A 15,446-nucleotide genomic window follows, 5' to 3' on the forward strand; every position below is an offset into this window, starting at 1 on the left:
CTGGGCTAGCTGGCGATGACCTCGCGCAGCTGCGTGACGGCCGGACGGTTCGTCCAGGGCCGGAGGTGCTCCAGTACGCGGACCAGCTCCTGTTTCGTGCGCCGGGAGCTGGTGCTGTCGGCCCGGGCCGCCGACTCGACACCGGTCCGGGCGGCCTCGTCGGGTTCGCCCGCCAGTGCCAGCGAACCAGCCCGCAGCGACAGGAAGAACCCGTAATCGCGAGGCGAGAACCGGTCTTCCACCAGCGACTCGTCGTACAGCTCCACCGCCCGTCGTGGTGCCCCAGCCTCGGTGTAGCAGATCGCCGTCTGCATGGTCAGCAGCGTGTCGTTGTAGTGCGCTCCCAGCGTGGACGCCCCGTCATCGCGAGCGCCCAGCAGTTGGCGGGCCCGGTCCAGCTTCGTCGCCACGGCGTCGGCAGTCGCCCCGAGCATGACTTCCGCCCGCGCCTCCTGCTGCACCGACTCGGCCTGGACGCGGGTCGGCAAGGACCACGGTCCACGCTGGACGGCCTGCGCCAGCGTCAGCATCCGTAGCGGTTCGCGTTCGTCAAAGGCCAGCTGGGCCTTTTTGAGCAGCACGTAGCCCTGCATGGCTGGGTCGTCTGCTTCTTGCGCCCACTCAATCGCCCGGTCGTACCAGTACAACGTCCGGCCGAAATCACGTACGTCGCGGTAGAGCCAGCCCGCGAACTCGGCCCCCTCGGCCCCGAGCCTGAGCAGATCGCGGCGGATGTCCGGCTTCACGTCGCGGGCGTGCTCTTCAATCGCGCCGACCACCCCAAGCACGAGGGGCAACGTTTTCGCCGGTCCGAGCGTGCCGTCATCAGCCTTGCAGGCCGCCAGCTGGCGGCCGAAGTAGTCGAGGACCGGACCGTCGAAGTAGCGGCGGGCATCGGCCATGGCCTCGGCGACGCGCCCGAGTTCATCAAGGCCGAGGGCCGGAAGCGCCGAAGCTGCTAAGCCGTGTGTGAGCAGCGAACGGCGAGTAAGCGGACTCATGGCGTCCCATTCCGCGGCTTGAGCCGCTGGAAGGCTGGCCTCGTCTCCGGCGACGAGAGCGGGCGACAGAAACGGCCCGAGTTCACTGGCGCTCGCGGTAGCGGCGTCCAGCGGGATAAGTACGGGCCTCCCGTTCACCATAACCGGCAGGAGCAGACCGCCGCGCGGCGTGGACGGCGCTGGACTCGGCGCGGCGGGCTCGACGGCCGCTGCCGGCTCCGCGAGAACGCCAGAGGTGCCCTCCGCTAGCAGTTCTTCCAGCTGCGCCAGCGAGATACCCAGGAGCTTGGCCAGCTTCGGTCGCTTGTACGGCACGGGCTCAGCCTCGCCACGCTCCCACGTGCCCACCGTCTTGGTGTCCATGTTCAGGGCGTGGGCTAACGACTCCTGGGTGTAGATGGCGGCCTTGCGCGCCCGGATCAGGCCCGTGCGACGCCCACCCATGATCGTCTCCCCTCGGTGACAGCGCGAGATCGCCACATTACCGCAGGTCAGACCGCCCACCACCCCATTGGCCCGACATTCGCCGGGTTTCGTCCCCCTGGTGGACCAGGGGCGGCCTGCTCCATGGTCATTTCGGCACCCCGGTGACCGGTTGAACCGTCCACGGGTCATGTCCTCCATGCCCGTTCCGACGCGGGTCCTGGTCGCCGGGGTGCTCCCAGACCCACGAGGAAGCAGGGATGACATGGCGGCTCGCATAACCCATCACAACCGGAGGCGACCGCTGGCGCTCGTGCCTCGGTGCTGGCGGCGCGGCCAGCCGCTCACTCCCGTAGCTGAACTGCGGGTGCCGGAACCGGCCCAGCTGTACTCGCTCATCACCCTGACGCTGCTCGTCCACGAGCCGGGCGTGAGCGGCTGCGTTTGGTGCGGCCGCGTGTGGCCGTGCCCCTCTGCGCTGCAGGCGTACCGGCTGCGGGAGGGGTTCTAGTGCGTCCGAACATGCCGCCCCGGCTCGACGCCCTGGCCGATGTGCTGCTGGCTCGCCCCTTTGTGGCCGTGCCGGCCGTGGACCCGCTCATGGCCTACGGCTACATCGCCACGCCTGGGGAGGACCGGCAGGCCGTCCAGTCTTGCACCGCTCTGCTCGAGCTGTGGTGCTTCACCGAGGGGTGGTGCTTCGGGGCCATGTTCGTGGACATCGGCAGTGGGCCGGACGAAGTCGTGGAGCCCGGCTTCACCGGTCTGGTGGACGTGCTGCCGGTCTACCCCCGCACGGCCGTGCTGCTGGTGGAGTCGGGCGACCTCTCACCCCACATCGGGGCCGCTCTTGTGAAACGAGCTTCCATCCGGCGGACCGGGGCCCAGCTGCACGTGCTCTCAGACGAGCTGGCTGAGACGCTGGCATGAAGCGCCAAACCACCGACCTGGTACGCGCGCTCGCCGCCGTCAACAAGCATATGCCGCGCATCTCCACCGAACTCCTGACTGAAGCAATGGCCGCCGAAAAGCAGCGCGAGTTCGCCGGGTTGCTCGTCGGCCTGGCCAGCCTCTTGACCCGTCACGCCGAGGAGCAGGAGCCGAAAGACCTGATCACGCTCGCCGACCGGGTCCGAGACACGGGCAGGGAGCTGCTGCAGGCCGCCGTACAGCTCGAAGCCGGAACCCTCGGCGGAGGCGACCTCAAGGAAGTCAGCGGCTTGCTCCGAGCGCTCGCCGAAGTACTGGAGCTGTACGGCGACAAGTTGCCCACCGCGCTGGCGGCCACGGTGCCGTCTGACCCGCCCGAGTCTCCAGGCCCGTGAACGGTGGGGTGCTGGCGGTACTGGTCGTCATGGCCGTTCCGGTGGCCCTGATCATCGTGCTGCTGGTCTCGAACGCCCGGCACAACCGCCGAGTCCGGTCTCAGCCGGAGCGGACGGTGGCTGGTATCCGAGGGCGCGTCACACACGAGAACGCCGAGGCCGAGGCCGCCAACGCCCCCACGGAAGTCCTGCCTGTCATTCAGCCGGCCCCGGCAGACGAGCCCACCGTGAAACTACCGCCGGTGCTTCCGAAACGAACACGGCCGTACGTCGGCAAGCCCACGCCGTATCCGCGCCGCTCGCTCTCGTCACCGCCCGCTGATATCGCGGCCCGCGTGCTTCAGGGGCTGCGCGACCTCGACAAGGAGTGACCACTCGCCACCATGCCGGACTCGACCTCACTGCCCGAACCGAGCGACGACGCCGAAATCATTGCTGCCTATACGAGCGGCCGGACCGTTGAGGAAATCGTTGCCACATGCGGCTTGTCGTACCGCCAGGTTCGCAGTCGCCTGCTTGACGCTGATGTCACTATGCGGCCGCAACAGCGGCAGGTGCAGCCGACCCCGCCCGGCCTGGTCGAGGCGTACCAGAGCGGGCTATCAATCCGAGCCACCGGGGCGCAGTTCGGACTCAGCTACAGCGCCACGCGGAACATGCTGCTGCGCGTGGGAATTAGCCTCCGCTCGCGCGGGCAGGAGCCTGCCTTCGGGGTGCGCTCATGAACCGCGCAGCGCGCAACCGGCGCATGGTCCGTGACCATAGCGCCGGAAAGACCGTCACCGAGATCGCCCGCATGTACGGCCTGTCGCTGAACTGGACCGGCGAACTCTTGCGCCAGCACGGAGCCAACATGCCCACCTCGGGCCGGGGCATCCGCTGCGATCTCGATATTGATGAGGTCGTGTGCCAGTACGAGTCAGGCTCAACGATTCGGGAAGTCGCCGGCCTCTACGACGTGTCATACGGCAAGGTCTACCGGCTGCTGGCGGCGGTCGGAGTGACGTTTCGTCCGCGTGGTGGCTAGCGGGCGGCGCACCCGTATCGCTGACAGAAGACCCACCGCATACGTACCTGGCGCAGGTAATCCGAAGTAATCCCTACAGAAAATGGAGACAGCAGATGACCACGACCGAGCTGCCAATCGCCGATGCCGACAAGCGTTTTGTGCTCGGGCCTCCGCTGGGATGGACGCCGACGTCTGAGCCTGTTTCAGACACCGACGTGACACCCTTCGGCCTCACCCTGCGGACTGCGCCCAATCGTATCGACATTCGCGCAAAGAAGGACCCTACTCAGGCCGTTTCCGAAATCACCAGTGACGGTAGCGGCGAAGATGAGGATGTGCGATTCGACGTGACCGACGACTAACAGCTGAGCGAGGGAGACAGGCTGAAGCGATGAACCCGCAAACTGTTGCCAGCACGGTGCTGGTCTTGACCGAGGCGGCCGACACAACGGCCGACCTGGTGGTCAAGGAGTTAGACAACAGGGGCGCGTCGGTAATGCGCGTCGATACCGCCGATTTCCCGCTCTCACTCCAGGTGAGCGCGCGTTTTGACGGCACCTGGCACGGCGAGATTCGCAGTACAGACTGCGTCGTCGACCTGGGCGACATCCGCAGCGTCTACGTCCGGCGCCCGACGATGTTCAAATTCCCGGAAGCGATGACCGACGCTGAGCAGCGGTTCGCGGGTCGGGAAGCCCGCCGAGGCCTCGGCGGGCTTCTCATGAGCCTGCCCTGCGCGTGGGTCAACCACCCCTCCCGGGCGGCCGACGCCGAGTACAAGCCGTTTCAGCTGCAGACCGCCGCCGCGTGCGGACTGTCGGTGCCGCGCACCGTGATCACCAACGCCCCGGAGCACGCCGCCGAGCACAGCGCCTACCTGGGTCCATCGGCCGTGTACAAGGCCCTCGCGTCGGCGACGGTGGCCGATGGCAACCGGGTGGCCTTCATCCCCACGACCGAGGTAGCGACGTCGGACATGGCCGACCTGCGGGTGGCTCTGACCGCGCACCAGTTCCAACAGCGGGTGCCGAAAGTCCGCGACGTACGGGCAACCGTCGTCGGCGGCCGAGTGTTCGCAGCCAGCATCCTGTCACCTGACGAGGGCATGATCGACTGGCGGACGAACTATGCGGGGCTGCGCTACGAACCGGTGGACCTGCCGGATGAGGTCGAAGCCGCCCTGCTCGCGCTGCTGGACCGGCTCGGCCTGGTCTTCGCGGCAGCCGACTTCGTCGTGACAGCAGACGGCCTACACCACTTCGTCGACCTGAACCCGAGCGGCCAATGGGGTTGGATTCAAGAGGCGACCGGGCTGCCCATCGCCGCCGCCCTCGCCGCGCACCTGACAGGAGCAGACCTGTGATCGACCTCGACAGCGACCTGCAGCGACTGGCCGACGAACTCAACCACGCCTTGATCCGGCAACTGGTCGACAAGGGAGCGCTGACCACGCCCGAGTGGAGGGCCGCGTTCGAGGAGATCCCCCGGCACCTGTTTGCACCGAAGTTCACGTTGCCGGACAACCTAGGTGGCCAGTCCCACGACGCAGCCGACAGCGCCCGGCGGGAAGAGTGGCTGCGCGCGGTCTACCACAATGAGGCGCTGCTGACCGACTTCGACGAGCAGGGCGTGCTCGTCAGCTCATGTTCCGCCCCGACGGTGGTAGCCACCATGCTGGAGCACAGCGGCGCCACCGAAGGCGACTCCGTGCTGGAGATTGGCACCGGCACCGGGTGGACTGCCGCCCTGCTGTCGCGCCGGCTGGGGTCTGGGTCGGTGACGTCGGTCGACGTCAACCCGACGTACGTGGACCAGGCTCGTGAGCGACTGGACGCTCTTGGCTTGGCCCCGGCGCTCGCCGTGGCGGACGGGTACCTCGGGTACCCGCAGCGTGCCCCGTACGACCGAATCATCGCCACGGCGTCGCTGCGGAAGGTGCCTCCGGCCTGGCTCGAGCAGACCCGGCCCGGCGGGACGATCCTCACCGACATCCGCGGCGCCTTCGCGGGTAACCTGGCCCGCCTGACCGTGGACGCCGACCAGACCGCGCGCGGCCAGTTCCTACCCACAAAGTTGAACTTCATGCCACTGCGAAGCCCTGACCAGCCCTTCCGCCTCTTGCCCGAGCTGTCCAGCCGCGCTGTTCACGAGGCCGGCCAGTCCCGTACGACCCGGCTGGCGCCCGGGGTGCTGCGGGAGTGCGGGCGCGTGTTCGCGTTCTTCGCCCAGTTGGCGATGCCCGGGACCAAGTCCGGACACGTCAAGGTCGAGGACGGCCCGATGTACTTCTGCCTCACCGACCCCCGCACCGGGGCATGGGCGCGTGTGGACACCGCTGCGGGTGATCCGGCCGCTGACCGCCCGGTCACGCAAGGCGGTGACCGGCGTCTGTGGGACGAGCTGGAGGCCGCACACGAACAGTGGCTCCAGCTGCAACAACCGCGGCCGGAGGACTTCACCATCTTGATCACGCCGGACGGTAAGCAGCTCGTAGCGCATCCGGCGGCCGACAAGCGGTGGTCGCTGCCGCTGTAGCGGAATAGACAGCAAAGAGGCTCTTGTGGACCCAGCATCGGGGTCTGCAAGGGCCTCATTTGTCCCGGCTCCACCTCCACGGGCTGACCCGGATGATGCCTAACTCGTCGCGGCCTACACGGGGCCAGACCATTGAAGAGTTGGCTGACGCCTACGGCATCGAGCTGTCGATCCGGACGACTCCCGCACAGTTCGCGCTCAGCTACAGCTACAACGCCACGCGGAGCATGGTGCGCTCGAATCGAGAAATAAAGGCCGCCCAACTCGCTTACAAGTTAGGCGGAAGCGCATTTAGCCTGCGTAGCTATAGCTGAAATCATCCGAACGTGTCAATTTGTAGTAGATGATCCAACTCAACTGGACGATGGCCTCATCGTAATATCGACTACGGAAATAGCGGTACTGAACTCCATAAGCCAGGCTCGCACGTTCAACCCGGATCCGCAAGTTTGCCTTATTGACCTCAGACTCATCCGACAACGCAAAGATATAGCGAAGAGCTGCGGTCAGCGGCTTGTCCCAATTGATGTCATCAAGAGCGTCGATCGCCTCCCCCATACGACGCTCGGCGACCTCAGCTTGCCGCGTATCAACCGGACCGGAAGGCGACTTCATCAAACAGAGTTTTTTCACTAGCTCCGGCGTAGCCTTCAAGAGATTGTCAGCTCCGGCGCCAAGAGGCGCGAGATCGTAGAGCTGATAGATAACCCACTCCGGGCTACCATATCCTTTCGGTTGCTCGTAACGGAATCTACCATCTTTCTTAGGCAATCCATACACCCTCTCACCTTGAACAAAGGTCACTGCAAGCCAGTCGCAACAAATGGTTCACAGCGTGCTTCAGTCAAGATGAGGCAGGACCAACGATTACTATCGTCACATGAAATTCGATGTTTCGTCAAGATCGCATCGACCAAAGGCATGAAAAAACCGCGAGCCCTATAGGCATCGCGGTGAACAAGCAACTACGAATTAGGCAACGATCTGTAGAGTCGCCAGCCCAGCTCTCTGGCATACGCCACTTGCCATGACGATTCAATTGTTCGCGGTTTCACGCCGTACTCTTCAGCTGCATCTTCTCGCCTCTTCTTAAGTGGTCTACTGCGGTTAAGCCCAATGAATCCAAACAGGGTGAGCACCGCATCAATGGTTCGCTCCAACTCAAACTCAGACGTCCCGTACGAGAGCTCCGCAGCTGTCTCGCGCAACAATCCCTCGATGAAAGATTTCAGCCATTCCCGTCGCTGCTGAGGACTTTCGTCGCAAGACACTTGCGGTGGCCGCATGATGTCAACCAATTCTACCGGATAGCAGTCGACCTGCGATGGGCCCAACCCTTTGCCTTTCAACAGCTTGGCAATCTGCCCAATAATCCACTCCGGCGTCCGCGGGTTCAAGCACCCTTCGCCAGCCAACACCAGCTGACGAAGAGTCGTCAATCAGGCCGCAGCGCGGTAACTCTCTTTTTGAGACACTCTTTCATGTTCAACCCTCCTCTCGTCGTAGGTTTCGCTGGATTCAGCGTGTTTCTTCGTCGAAGCAGCACACTATGATCAACTAGGGGTTGTTGATCTAACTCATCGCCTAAGCCTCGCCTCCTCAACTCGGGGACTGACCATCATCCCACAGCCCCATAGGCAACCACTCTGCAGGTGCGTCCGATTCGTCCGGTTCCGTAGAAATCCATGGCGAAGTGGGTAGTAAATGGCTTTGTTCTCCTTATTCACACGGGCACGCAGCCCACCCCGCCAGACGCGGGTTCGAGTGAGGAGCACAGATGACCAAGATCGCTTCCCGGGTGTACCGGGCTAGGAACATTACGGCGCTGCGTGACGAGATATGCGTCATCGGCAACCGCCTCATCCGGGCGTACGGAGAGTCGGCACACGAACCCGTGTTGTCACTCGACCAAGCCTGGGCCGACGTGCTCAAGCTGTACGACCACAGCATGTTCGACCTGGACTGGGAGATGAACTGCTGGCCGCCTTCCGCCGATTGGCTTGCGGAGGACATGACCGTGCCGCGCGACAGCGCGACCTGGGGCCTGTGGGCTCTGAAGAGCGTTGAGCAGCCGGTGCGCGAGATCGCGCAGCAGATCGCGCTGGCAGCCAAGTTCCACTTCAACGTGATGGACCGGCTCGCCGACATCGAAGAGTCATACCAGTCGCTAGTTGCCAACCGACCGTACTAAACGGCCGCGCGCCCGACGTGAGGTGCGTCGGGCTTCTTCTATCGAGAGGAGTGAGGAAATGTCTGAACTCGTTCCGGCCAAGCAGGCCGTTGAGCTGGTCCCGCTGACGCCGCCACGGCGGCGGCTGACGCGGGCCGTACAGACCGAGGTCGATCAGCCCCAGATCAACGGACTGGTGGGAGCCGCCCACGTTCAGGCGGTCGCCTACGTCGCCGCCGAGGCAATGACGCGTGCCTCGCTGCTGTCGGCGCTTGAAGCGCGCCTGGCCGCCAGCGACCCGGTGATCGCGGACCGCCTGTCCGGCTTCGTGGACGACTACGTGCACGTGGCCCGATCCACCGTGCGCAGGATGGGCACGCTGTGATGACGTGGCTGTACGTCGCGGCCGGCCTCGGCGTCGTGTTCGTCCTGGTGCTGCTGTTCATCGGCTGGATGCTGGCCTGGGACGCCTGGGATCGGTTTCGCCGGCGCTGGCGTATCTATCGGCAGCTTGCCGCCACTGATCGAGAGATGCTGCGCGAGTGCGTACGGCTGTCCGCTGCGCATTGGCGACAGGCCAAGGCCCTGCTTGACGCCACCGACCGCCAGCGCCAGGCCGGAGGCCGGTAATGCGACCCGTCCTTGTGACGATCATCGGGCGGTGCCTCGGCGTTCTGGCCGGGCTCCTGCTCCTCGGCATCGTCATGCGCCTGACCGAGCTCGTGTTGCGCCCGGTCTTGCCACCCTGGCTCATGAACGCGCTCGATCAGGGCTGGAGCACGCTCATCAGCATCCTGAGTCCGGCCCTTGGCCCCATCGCGGCCATCTTGATCCTGGCCGGACTGGGCTGGGTCATCGCGAGCAGGCGACGATGACGCGCCGTCGAGGCGAGCGGCGGCCGATGCAGCTGCTCGCCCTTTTCACGCTCGTCAGTGTCGGCATCATCGTGTTTGAGCCGGTCGCCGCCATGCTCGTGCCGCTACTGCTGTTCGCCTTGGCGGTGGCGGTCCTCATCACGGTAGTGAAACGTTAGACGACGCACCTCCCAGGCGGACGCGGCGTCAATCTTCTAAACGAAAAGGAGGACAGCTATGCCCAGAAACTCGCGCAAGAAAATCGTCGGCAAGCGTCAAGAAAATGCCGAGCTGACTATGAGTGCCGAGTTTTTCAAGACACTTCGGCGCAACATTGAGACACTCAAGGTCCAGCCGGTGTCAACACTGTCAGGTCTTCAAGACAGCCTTCCGCGCACCTATTGAGAGCTACCCTACAGACTTTTTCGTCAACTTTCCTGTGGCGTTTCTCTAGAAAAACAGGCCGCCGGTCGGTAATTTGCATGTGGAAAAATGGCTTGCTTGTAATTGTATAGTTCCGGAATAATAAAAAGCCTGAGTGCGAAGCAGTCCCGACTATGCAAGAAAGATGCGTGAACATCTTCCATGCGGTCAAGCGCCGGAACTGACGACGCGTCTCAGGTGAATCACACAATAGCCCGCGAACGGGTACCACTGTGCTTCCTTATTGAAACGCCTGACACTTTTAGCGTCAAGGCTGGTTTCTGTTCGGTATGCAAGCACACGAATCCTCGTTCCGGGCACGTCCCGGAAGGAGGGTTTTTCTATGTCTCATCACTACGCAAACAGGGAGGTTCACGTCACGGCGCAAGAGCGCGCCCACCCGGCACTTCGGCTGCTTTCCCGAGCCTGCATCGCTTTGGCTCGTCACGAGCTGGCCGCTGAACGCCGGACCAGTCCGCCCGCCGCCGGCGGTGCCCAGAAGGAGGCCCGCCATGATTGAGCTGACCTGGTTTGAAGCCGTGCCGCCGCGGGACGCCGCTTACGACGACCTGACGCAGATGGTGCGCGTGCTGGCAGCCCGCCCCCATCACGGCCTGCGACACCTGCAACCGCTGGTCGTCTTTGAGGTCTGCCTCCATGCCGATCGCGTGCAATGGCTGGTCGGGGTGGAACCCCAGCTGGCCCGCACGCTGCCCGGTGAGCTGGCAGCCCAGCTGCCGCAGCTGACCTTGACGGAGTCTCGCCAACCGGCCCGGCCGGCCCCGGTGACGGCGCGAGAGCTTCGCCTCACCAGCCTGATCTACCCGCTGCGCGTGACGACCGCTCGCGCTGTGACGGCCGGGCTCTTCCAGGCGCAACGCCAACTGCGCGCCGGAGAAGCCGTCACCGTTCAGTGGGTGGTCGGCCCATCCCAGGCCAGGACGCAAGTACCGGTACCAGAGTCGCCGCTCGAACTGCTCGGCTTCGCCACTCGCCGCGAACCGTCCGGCGACGAACAGCGAGCCTGGAAGCAGAAGCTGGCTGAACCGCTGTTCGGCATTCGGGGCCGGGTTGGAGCTGTGGCAGGTGATCCCCGCCGCGCGGCTGAGCTGCTGCGCCCGGCGGTATCGGCCCTGTCGCTCGTCAGCGGGTCGCACAGCCGCCTGTACGCCAGCCCGCAATCCAGCAAGACGGCCGCCCAGCTGTATCAGGTCATGGGCCGGATGCGCTCGTGGTCGGGCATCGCCAACGCCGCCGAACTGGCCGTCATGATGGGCTGGTGCCTTGGCGGCCTTGACGTACCAGGCGGCGCAGGCCGGTTCGCTCTCGTCCCGCCGAGCCTGTTGCGCGACACGCCGCCCAGGCCGGCCACCGCGGACCGTCCGGTCGGCATCAGCACGCACCCGGCCTCCCGCGGTCAAGGCGTCTGGCTGCCTCGCCGCAGCTACAGCACCGGCAGTCACGTCATTGGCCCGACCGGGCGGGGTAAGTCCACCTTGCTGACCCACTGGGCAGTCCGCGAGGCCCAGGCTGGCGGCTCGGTGGTCGTCCTGGAACCCAAGTCCGACTTGGTGACCGACATCGCCGCCCGGCTCGGCGATCACGGCAACGTGATCATCATCGAGCCCGGCACGGACGGGCCGGTCATCGGGTTCAACCCCTTGGCCGGTCCGCGTCACGACGCCGAGCGACGTGCCGATGCTGTACTCGGTCTGCTGCGCGACGTCTTCGGGTCAGCCATCGGCCCGAGGTCAAATGACATCCTTCTCCACGCTCTGCTCATCGCAGCCCGACTGGACGACGGGACGTTGTGTGATGTGCTGCCCATCCTCGGCAACGCCGCCTACCGACGGGCAGTGGCCGCCAAGGTCGGCGACCCGCTAACCGTCTCGCCCTGGCTGGCTTGGTTCGACAAGCTGTCGGACGAACAGCGAACGCAGGTCGTCATGCCGGTGCGCAACAAGCTCACGGCCTGGACCGCGCGGCCAGCTATCCGGCATCTGCTCGGTCAACCAGCACCGAAGTTCGATCTGGCTCAGGTCTTCGACCGCCCGACCATCTTGCTCGTCAGCCTGAATGCCGGGCTGCTCGGACCTGAAGCCGCCAGCCTGCTTGGCAGCCTGTTGCTCCAGCACCTCTGGCACCTCGTCCAGCGCCAGACCACCCGGCCCGCCGCCTTCCGCCGTCCCGTCACCGTCATGGTGGATGAGTGGCACACGTTCACCGCCGGTCTCGACTTCGGTGATGCGCTGGCCCGCGCCCGGGGCGCGGGTGTCAACTTCGTGGCAGCCCACCAGAACCTTGGTCAGCTATCCCCCGCACTGCGCAGCGCCGCTCTCGCCAACCTCGGCACGCAAGTCGTCTTCCGGCCGGCGGAGGAAGATGCTCGACCTCTGGCCCGAGTACTCGGCGAGCCGGTCACCCCGGACGACCTGATGGGACTCGGCGCGCATCACGCCGCCGTCAAGACGACGGTTGACGGGAACGCGAAGGCCGCCTTCGAGGTCGTCACCCCGGCGTTGTCAGACGCCCTACGTGATCCGGCCGAGCTGCGCCGCACCAGCGCCGAGCGCTTCGGCACCGACCCGGCCGCCATTGACGCCGCGCTACTGAACCGGTGGGCCGGACAGGCTCCGCCGGACGGGCCGATCGGGGTGCGGAGAACCAGCCAGTGAACGCGCGCGACAGCTTCACCAGCCCTACCGCTCGCCGTACCGGTCCGCTGGTGTCGAAATCACCCCGACGTGCGGGAATGCCCGGTTGCCGCCGCCGACACGTAGCCACTCCCCGAGGTGTCAGATGAATGGCCGTGGTCGCGCCGGACGGCTGGCGGCCCGGCTCAGTGAACGGGACTTGGCGATCTTGGCCGACCTCCAGACGCTGCGGCTCATGACGGGTGGACAGGTGCTGCGTCAGCACTTCCCCGGAGGACAGCCGGAGACACAAGCTCGCAAAGCCCGTGCGGCGCTGGCCCGGTTTCACCGCCTCGGGCTCGTCGTCCGATTGCGGCGGCGCGTCGGTGGCGTGCGAGCCGGGAGCCAGGGCTACGTCTACGGCCTGACGGGCTTGGGACTGGCGGTGCTCGATGTTGACAGCCCGACCCCAAAGCGGCACCGCCGGGTCGTCGAGACCAAGCCCGCCTTTGCCGATCACACGCTGGCCATTACGGAATTACACGTCCAGCTGACCGAGTTCAGCCGCGAGCACCCAGCCGCCCGGCTCGACTTCGCCGCCGAACCGCAGTGCTGGCGCACATTCCCCGGACCGGGCGGGGTGCCGCTGACGCTCAAGCCGGACGCCCATGTACACGTCGAGCGGGACGGCTACGAGCTGACAAGCTTCGTGGAAGTCGACATGGCGACCGAGAGCCTGCCGACGATCCACCGCAAGCTTGACGTCTATATCAGCTACTGGCGCAGCGGCCTGGAGCAGGCCCGCCATGAGGTGTTCCCCCGTACCTGGTGGACGGTGCCGACCCCGGCCCGCCGCGACGCCATCCAGAGCGTCATCCGCCGTCTGCCCACCGAAGCCCAGGGCCTGTTCGCTGTCTGCCTGGCGGACGAGGCCGTTACCCACCTGACTGCCATTCCCAACGACGAAGGAGGTGCCCAATGACCTTGACCCCCGACCAGTTCATCCGCCGGATTCTCATCGGCGACGTACGTGAGCGCTTAGCGCAACTTCCCGACGCGTCGGTGGATTGCGTCATCACCTCCCCGCCGTACTGGGCGCTGCGCGACTACCAAAATCCCAGACAGATCGGAGCGGAGTCCACGGTGGACGCCTGGGCGGAAACCATCGCCGCCGTCTGCGCCGAGCTCGCCCGCGTGCTCACGCCGACCGGCAGTCTGTGGCTCAACCTCGGCGACGGCTTCAGTCGCCATGACCGCGAGGGCGCAGCGAAGAAGAGCCTGCTGCTCGGGCCGCAGCGCGTCGCCCTGCGCCTGACTGCTTCTGGCTGGCTGCTGCGCAACCAGATCATCTGGGCCAAGCCGAACCCGACTCCGTCGAGCGTGCGAGACCGCTTCACCACCAGCCACGAACTGCTGTTTCTGTTCACCCGGCAGCCGCGCTACTTCTTCGACCTGGACGCGGTGCGGGAACCCGCCCGCACCAAGAACGCCGGCTCCGCGCGGACCGCAGCTCGCACCTACCTGACGCGCGAGGCCGTGCCGTCCCTGAACGGCGGGACCAGCCCCCGGGTCGACCTCAACCAGGGCCTTGCCGAGATGAAGACCACGGGACTGGCCAGTCACCCACTCGGCAAGAGCCCGGGTGACGTCTGGACCATCCCGACCGGCAGCTACCGGGGCGCGCACTTCGCCACCTTCCCACTGGCGCTCATCCGTCGTCCGCTCCTGACCACCTGCCCGGAACGCGTTTGCGACGTCTGCGATCTGCCCTGGCGTCGCAGGCTCCAGATGGTGAACGGGCGGCAGCTGGCCACGGGGCCACTGGCCCCGAGCTGTCCGCACCGGCAGTTCCGGCCGGGGCGCGTACTCGATCCGTTCATGGGTGCAGGCACCGTCGCGGTGGCCGCCGAGACGTACGGCCGGGACTGGGTTGGCATCGAGCTCAACGAGGCGTACGCCGCCTTGGCCGAGGCGCGTCTTACGGCCCACCGGACTCAGGCGGCCTTGGCCGCATGAGTCCGGAACACCGCTTTGTCGGTGGCGTGGGGCTGCTCAAGTTTTCGCTTGCAGGCATCTGTCTGCCTGGCGTGAGCGGTCCCACCAACACCGAGAAAGGAGCTCGTCATGAGCGAGCCACGTCCAGGGGTGAAGACGTTGGGCATCAAGCTGCCCGATGCGCTGCACGCGCAGTTCACCCTTGTTGCTCAGCTCGACCGGATCTCGCTGGCCGATGCGGCCCTGCGAGCCGTCGAGCTGTACGTCTCCACCAAGCGGCAGGAGGAGGACTTCGCCGCCCGGGCCACCGCCGCGCTTGAGGAGATCGAGCGTGAAGCGGCTGCCCGGCGCGGAGCCATCGAAGGCCTGTTCGGCGAGACGCCGGACAAGCCGGAAGAGGCCCCGAAGACGCCGACCCGCCGCAAGAGCGCGACCAGCGAGTAATCGCTCGCGCGTCGCCCGGTACTGGATGGCCGCATACCGCAGCCATCCAGTACCACCCCCTAATCAGGATTTCCTAAATAAGGATAGGAATACCTTTCTTGGCACTTACAAGAAAGGCTGAGAAAATGATTAAGGAGAAATTATTTAATACCTTCACGAAGCCAAAAGGAGGCGATTATGAGTCAAGACCAACCAGCGCTCACGGCCGTGTTCTATCTGCGCATTGGAAGCGGTCGGGCCGGAGACATCTTCAGCGGCCTAGCCAGGCAACGAAGCGTCTGCCAACAGCGAGCCAACGAACTAGACCTGCGGGTACTTGGCGAGTACGTCGATCGCGGCAGCACAGCCAACCTCGACGACCAGCCCAGCTTGGCCAAGCTTCTCGACAACCTCGCCACCCTGATGCCGGACTACGTCATCACGTTCGACCATGACCGTATCGCCCGCAAGGTGGCGCGCTACGCCAGCATTGCCTGGACGATCGCCAAGGCCGGCTCTCGGCTGGAGATTGCGTCTGCGCCGCACTACGAGGTGGACGAGCACGCTAAGCAGCTCATTAGCTACATCGGATCGGTGCAGCTCGTCGATAGCGACACCGAAGAGCCAACCGGCGAAGAGTGCGGCGACCACTGAA

Annotated in this window: 22 protein-coding genes; 20 read left to right on the forward strand and 2 right to left on the reverse strand. The window is 65.4% G+C overall.

Annotation, left to right across the window (positions count from 1 at the left end):
• Positions 1 to 5: 5 nt before the first annotated feature.
• The gene (locus tag QQ657_RS15305; protein ID WP_284742801.1) at positions 6 to 1,445 is read right to left on the reverse strand and encodes a helix-turn-helix domain-containing protein; all 1,440 of its coding nucleotides are present in this window, start codon (positions 1,443 to 1,445) and stop codon (positions 6 to 8) included.
• Between the two features lie 346 nt (positions 1,446 to 1,791).
• On the opposite strand from QQ657_RS15305, the gene QQ657_RS15310 reads away from it, so the two are divergent.
• From QQ657_RS15310 to QQ657_RS15350, 9 genes are all read left to right on the forward strand, one after another.
• The gene (locus tag QQ657_RS15310) at positions 1,792 to 1,935 is read left to right on the forward strand and encodes a hypothetical protein (protein WP_284742802.1); all 144 of its coding nucleotides are present in this window, start codon (positions 1,792 to 1,794) and stop codon (positions 1,933 to 1,935) included.
• The gene (locus tag QQ657_RS15315) at positions 1,935 to 2,354 is read left to right on the forward strand and encodes a hypothetical protein (protein WP_284742803.1); all 420 of its coding nucleotides are present in this window, start codon (positions 1,935 to 1,937) and stop codon (positions 2,352 to 2,354) included. Before QQ657_RS15310 ends, QQ657_RS15315 begins: the two co-directional genes overlap by 1 nt.
• Positions 2,351 to 2,749: a hypothetical protein gene (locus QQ657_RS15320; RefSeq protein WP_284742804.1), complete on the forward strand. Its 399-nt coding sequence runs from the start codon at positions 2,351 to 2,353 to the stop codon at positions 2,747 to 2,749. Before QQ657_RS15315 ends, QQ657_RS15320 begins: the two co-directional genes overlap by 4 nt.
• Complete coding sequence (locus tag QQ657_RS15325; RefSeq protein ID WP_284742805.1) at positions 2,746 to 3,120, forward strand: hypothetical protein; 375 nt, start codon at positions 2,746 to 2,748, stop codon at positions 3,118 to 3,120. The genes QQ657_RS15320 and QQ657_RS15325 overlap by 4 nt, the downstream gene beginning before the upstream one ends.
• Positions 3,121 to 3,132: 12 nt before the next feature.
• Positions 3,133 to 3,474: a helix-turn-helix domain-containing protein gene (locus tag QQ657_RS15330; protein ID WP_284742806.1), complete on the forward strand. Its 342-nt coding sequence runs from the start codon at positions 3,133 to 3,135 to the stop codon at positions 3,472 to 3,474.
• The gene (locus QQ657_RS15335; protein WP_284742807.1) at positions 3,471 to 3,776 is read left to right on the forward strand and encodes a helix-turn-helix domain-containing protein; all 306 of its coding nucleotides are present in this window, start codon (positions 3,471 to 3,473) and stop codon (positions 3,774 to 3,776) included. Before QQ657_RS15330 ends, QQ657_RS15335 begins: the two co-directional genes overlap by 4 nt.
• Before the next feature lie 95 nt (positions 3,777 to 3,871).
• On the forward strand, positions 3,872 to 4,120 hold the full coding sequence (locus QQ657_RS15340; RefSeq protein WP_284742808.1) for a hypothetical protein: 249 nt from the start codon (positions 3,872 to 3,874) through the stop codon (positions 4,118 to 4,120).
• 29 nt (positions 4,121 to 4,149) lie between these two features.
• A complete protein-coding gene (gene tgmB, locus QQ657_RS15345; protein WP_284742809.1) occupies positions 4,150 to 5,121 on the forward strand; it encodes an ATP-grasp ribosomal peptide maturase in 972 nt (323 codons plus the stop codon).
• Positions 5,118 to 6,293: a methyltransferase domain-containing protein gene (locus QQ657_RS15350; protein ID WP_284742810.1), complete on the forward strand. Its 1,176-nt coding sequence runs from the start codon at positions 5,118 to 5,120 to the stop codon at positions 6,291 to 6,293. The genes tgmB and QQ657_RS15350 overlap by 4 nt, the downstream gene beginning before the upstream one ends.
• Positions 6,294 to 6,584: 291 nt before the next feature.
• On the opposite strand, the gene QQ657_RS15355 is transcribed toward QQ657_RS15350, so the two are convergent.
• Positions 6,585 to 7,073, reverse strand: a complete 489-nt coding sequence (locus tag QQ657_RS15355; protein ID WP_284742811.1) for a hypothetical protein — start codon at positions 7,071 to 7,073, stop codon at positions 6,585 to 6,587.
• Positions 7,074 to 8,070: 997 nt separating this feature from the next.
• Here QQ657_RS15355 and QQ657_RS15360 point away from each other — a divergent pair.
• The 11 genes from QQ657_RS15360 (at position 8,071) to QQ657_RS15410 (ending at position 15,445) form a co-directional block, all read left to right on the forward strand.
• A complete protein-coding gene (locus QQ657_RS15360) occupies positions 8,071 to 8,484 on the forward strand; it encodes a hypothetical protein (RefSeq protein ID WP_284742812.1) in 414 nt (137 codons plus the stop codon).
• 58 nt (positions 8,485 to 8,542) lie between these two features.
• Positions 8,543 to 8,848, forward strand: a complete 306-nt coding sequence (locus tag QQ657_RS15365; protein ID WP_284742813.1) for a hypothetical protein — start codon at positions 8,543 to 8,545, stop codon at positions 8,846 to 8,848.
• Positions 8,848 to 9,093, forward strand: coding sequence for a hypothetical protein (locus QQ657_RS15370; RefSeq protein WP_284742814.1), 246 nt, complete (start codon positions 8,848 to 8,850; stop codon positions 9,091 to 9,093). Before QQ657_RS15365 ends, QQ657_RS15370 begins: the two co-directional genes overlap by 1 nt.
• Entirely contained in the window at positions 9,093 to 9,338 is a 246-nt protein-coding gene (locus tag QQ657_RS15375; RefSeq protein WP_284742815.1) for a hypothetical protein, read from the forward strand. Before QQ657_RS15370 ends, QQ657_RS15375 begins: the two co-directional genes overlap by 1 nt.
• Before the next feature lie 26 nt (positions 9,339 to 9,364).
• Positions 9,365 to 9,496, forward strand: coding sequence for a hypothetical protein (locus tag QQ657_RS15380; RefSeq protein WP_284742816.1), 132 nt, complete (start codon positions 9,365 to 9,367; stop codon positions 9,494 to 9,496).
• Between the two features lie 58 nt (positions 9,497 to 9,554).
• Positions 9,555 to 9,722 (forward strand): hypothetical protein, encoded by a 168-nt coding sequence (locus QQ657_RS15385; RefSeq protein WP_284742817.1) that lies wholly within the window; start codon positions 9,555 to 9,557, stop codon positions 9,720 to 9,722.
• A gap of 530 nt (positions 9,723 to 10,252) precedes the next feature.
• The gene (locus QQ657_RS15390; RefSeq protein ID WP_284742818.1) at positions 10,253 to 12,415 is read left to right on the forward strand and encodes a type IV secretory system conjugative DNA transfer family protein; all 2,163 of its coding nucleotides are present in this window, start codon (positions 10,253 to 10,255) and stop codon (positions 12,413 to 12,415) included.
• Between the two features lie 178 nt (positions 12,416 to 12,593).
• The gene (locus QQ657_RS15395) at positions 12,594 to 13,355 is read left to right on the forward strand and encodes a replication-relaxation family protein (RefSeq protein ID WP_284742819.1); all 762 of its coding nucleotides are present in this window, start codon (positions 12,594 to 12,596) and stop codon (positions 13,353 to 13,355) included.
• Positions 13,352 to 14,389 (forward strand): DNA-methyltransferase, encoded by a 1,038-nt coding sequence (locus QQ657_RS15400; RefSeq protein ID WP_284742820.1) that lies wholly within the window; start codon positions 13,352 to 13,354, stop codon positions 14,387 to 14,389. Before QQ657_RS15395 ends, QQ657_RS15400 begins: the two co-directional genes overlap by 4 nt.
• Before the next feature lie 108 nt (positions 14,390 to 14,497).
• The gene (locus tag QQ657_RS15405; protein ID WP_284742821.1) at positions 14,498 to 14,812 is read left to right on the forward strand and encodes a hypothetical protein; all 315 of its coding nucleotides are present in this window, start codon (positions 14,498 to 14,500) and stop codon (positions 14,810 to 14,812) included.
• Positions 14,813 to 14,989: 177 nt separating this feature from the next.
• Entirely contained in the window at positions 14,990 to 15,445 is a 456-nt protein-coding gene (locus tag QQ657_RS15410) for a recombinase family protein (RefSeq protein ID WP_284742822.1), read from the forward strand.
• Position 15,446: the final 1 nt, after the last annotated feature.

The sequence above is a fragment of the Amycolatopsis ponsaeliensis genome, from assembly GCF_030182635.1.
GTDB classification, from domain to species: domain Bacteria; phylum Actinomycetota; class Actinomycetes; order Mycobacteriales; family Pseudonocardiaceae; genus Amycolatopsis; species Amycolatopsis ponsaeliensis.

What these genes read in the sequence shown, in the direction of transcription:
- QQ657_RS15305 (WP_284742801.1), bottom strand. Translation starts at nt 1,445, where the DNA reads ATGGGTGGGCGTCGCACGGGCCTGATCCGGGCGCGCAAGGCCGCCATC.
- QQ657_RS15320 (WP_284742804.1), top strand. Translation starts at nt 2,351, where the DNA reads ATGAAGCGCCAAACCACCGACCTGGTACGCGCGCTCGCCGCCGTCAAC.
- QQ657_RS15330 (WP_284742806.1), top strand. Translation starts at nt 3,133, where the DNA reads ATGCCGGACTCGACCTCACTGCCCGAACCGAGCGACGACGCCGAAATC.
- QQ657_RS15335 (WP_284742807.1), top strand. Translation starts at nt 3,471, where the DNA reads ATGAACCGCGCAGCGCGCAACCGGCGCATGGTCCGTGACCATAGCGCC.
- QQ657_RS15340 (WP_284742808.1), top strand. Translation starts at nt 3,872, where the DNA reads ATGACCACGACCGAGCTGCCAATCGCCGATGCCGACAAGCGTTTTGTG.
- tgmB (WP_284742809.1), top strand. Translation starts at nt 4,150, where the DNA reads ATGAACCCGCAAACTGTTGCCAGCACGGTGCTGGTCTTGACCGAGGCG.
- QQ657_RS15360 (WP_284742812.1), top strand. Translation starts at nt 8,071, where the DNA reads ATGACCAAGATCGCTTCCCGGGTGTACCGGGCTAGGAACATTACGGCG.
- QQ657_RS15365 (WP_284742813.1), top strand. Translation starts at nt 8,543, where the DNA reads ATGTCTGAACTCGTTCCGGCCAAGCAGGCCGTTGAGCTGGTCCCGCTG.
- QQ657_RS15370 (WP_284742814.1), top strand. Translation starts at nt 8,848, where the DNA reads ATGACGTGGCTGTACGTCGCGGCCGGCCTCGGCGTCGTGTTCGTCCTG.
- QQ657_RS15375 (WP_284742815.1), top strand. Translation starts at nt 9,093, where the DNA reads ATGCGACCCGTCCTTGTGACGATCATCGGGCGGTGCCTCGGCGTTCTG.
- QQ657_RS15380 (WP_284742816.1), top strand. Translation starts at nt 9,365, where the DNA reads ATGCAGCTGCTCGCCCTTTTCACGCTCGTCAGTGTCGGCATCATCGTG.
- QQ657_RS15385 (WP_284742817.1), top strand. Translation starts at nt 9,555, where the DNA reads ATGCCCAGAAACTCGCGCAAGAAAATCGTCGGCAAGCGTCAAGAAAAT.
- QQ657_RS15390 (WP_284742818.1), top strand. Translation starts at nt 10,253, where the DNA reads ATGATTGAGCTGACCTGGTTTGAAGCCGTGCCGCCGCGGGACGCCGCT.
- QQ657_RS15400 (WP_284742820.1), top strand. Translation starts at nt 13,352, where the DNA reads ATGACCTTGACCCCCGACCAGTTCATCCGCCGGATTCTCATCGGCGAC.
- QQ657_RS15405 (WP_284742821.1), top strand. Translation starts at nt 14,498, where the DNA reads ATGAGCGAGCCACGTCCAGGGGTGAAGACGTTGGGCATCAAGCTGCCC.
- QQ657_RS15410 (WP_284742822.1), top strand. Translation starts at nt 14,990, where the DNA reads ATGAGTCAAGACCAACCAGCGCTCACGGCCGTGTTCTATCTGCGCATT.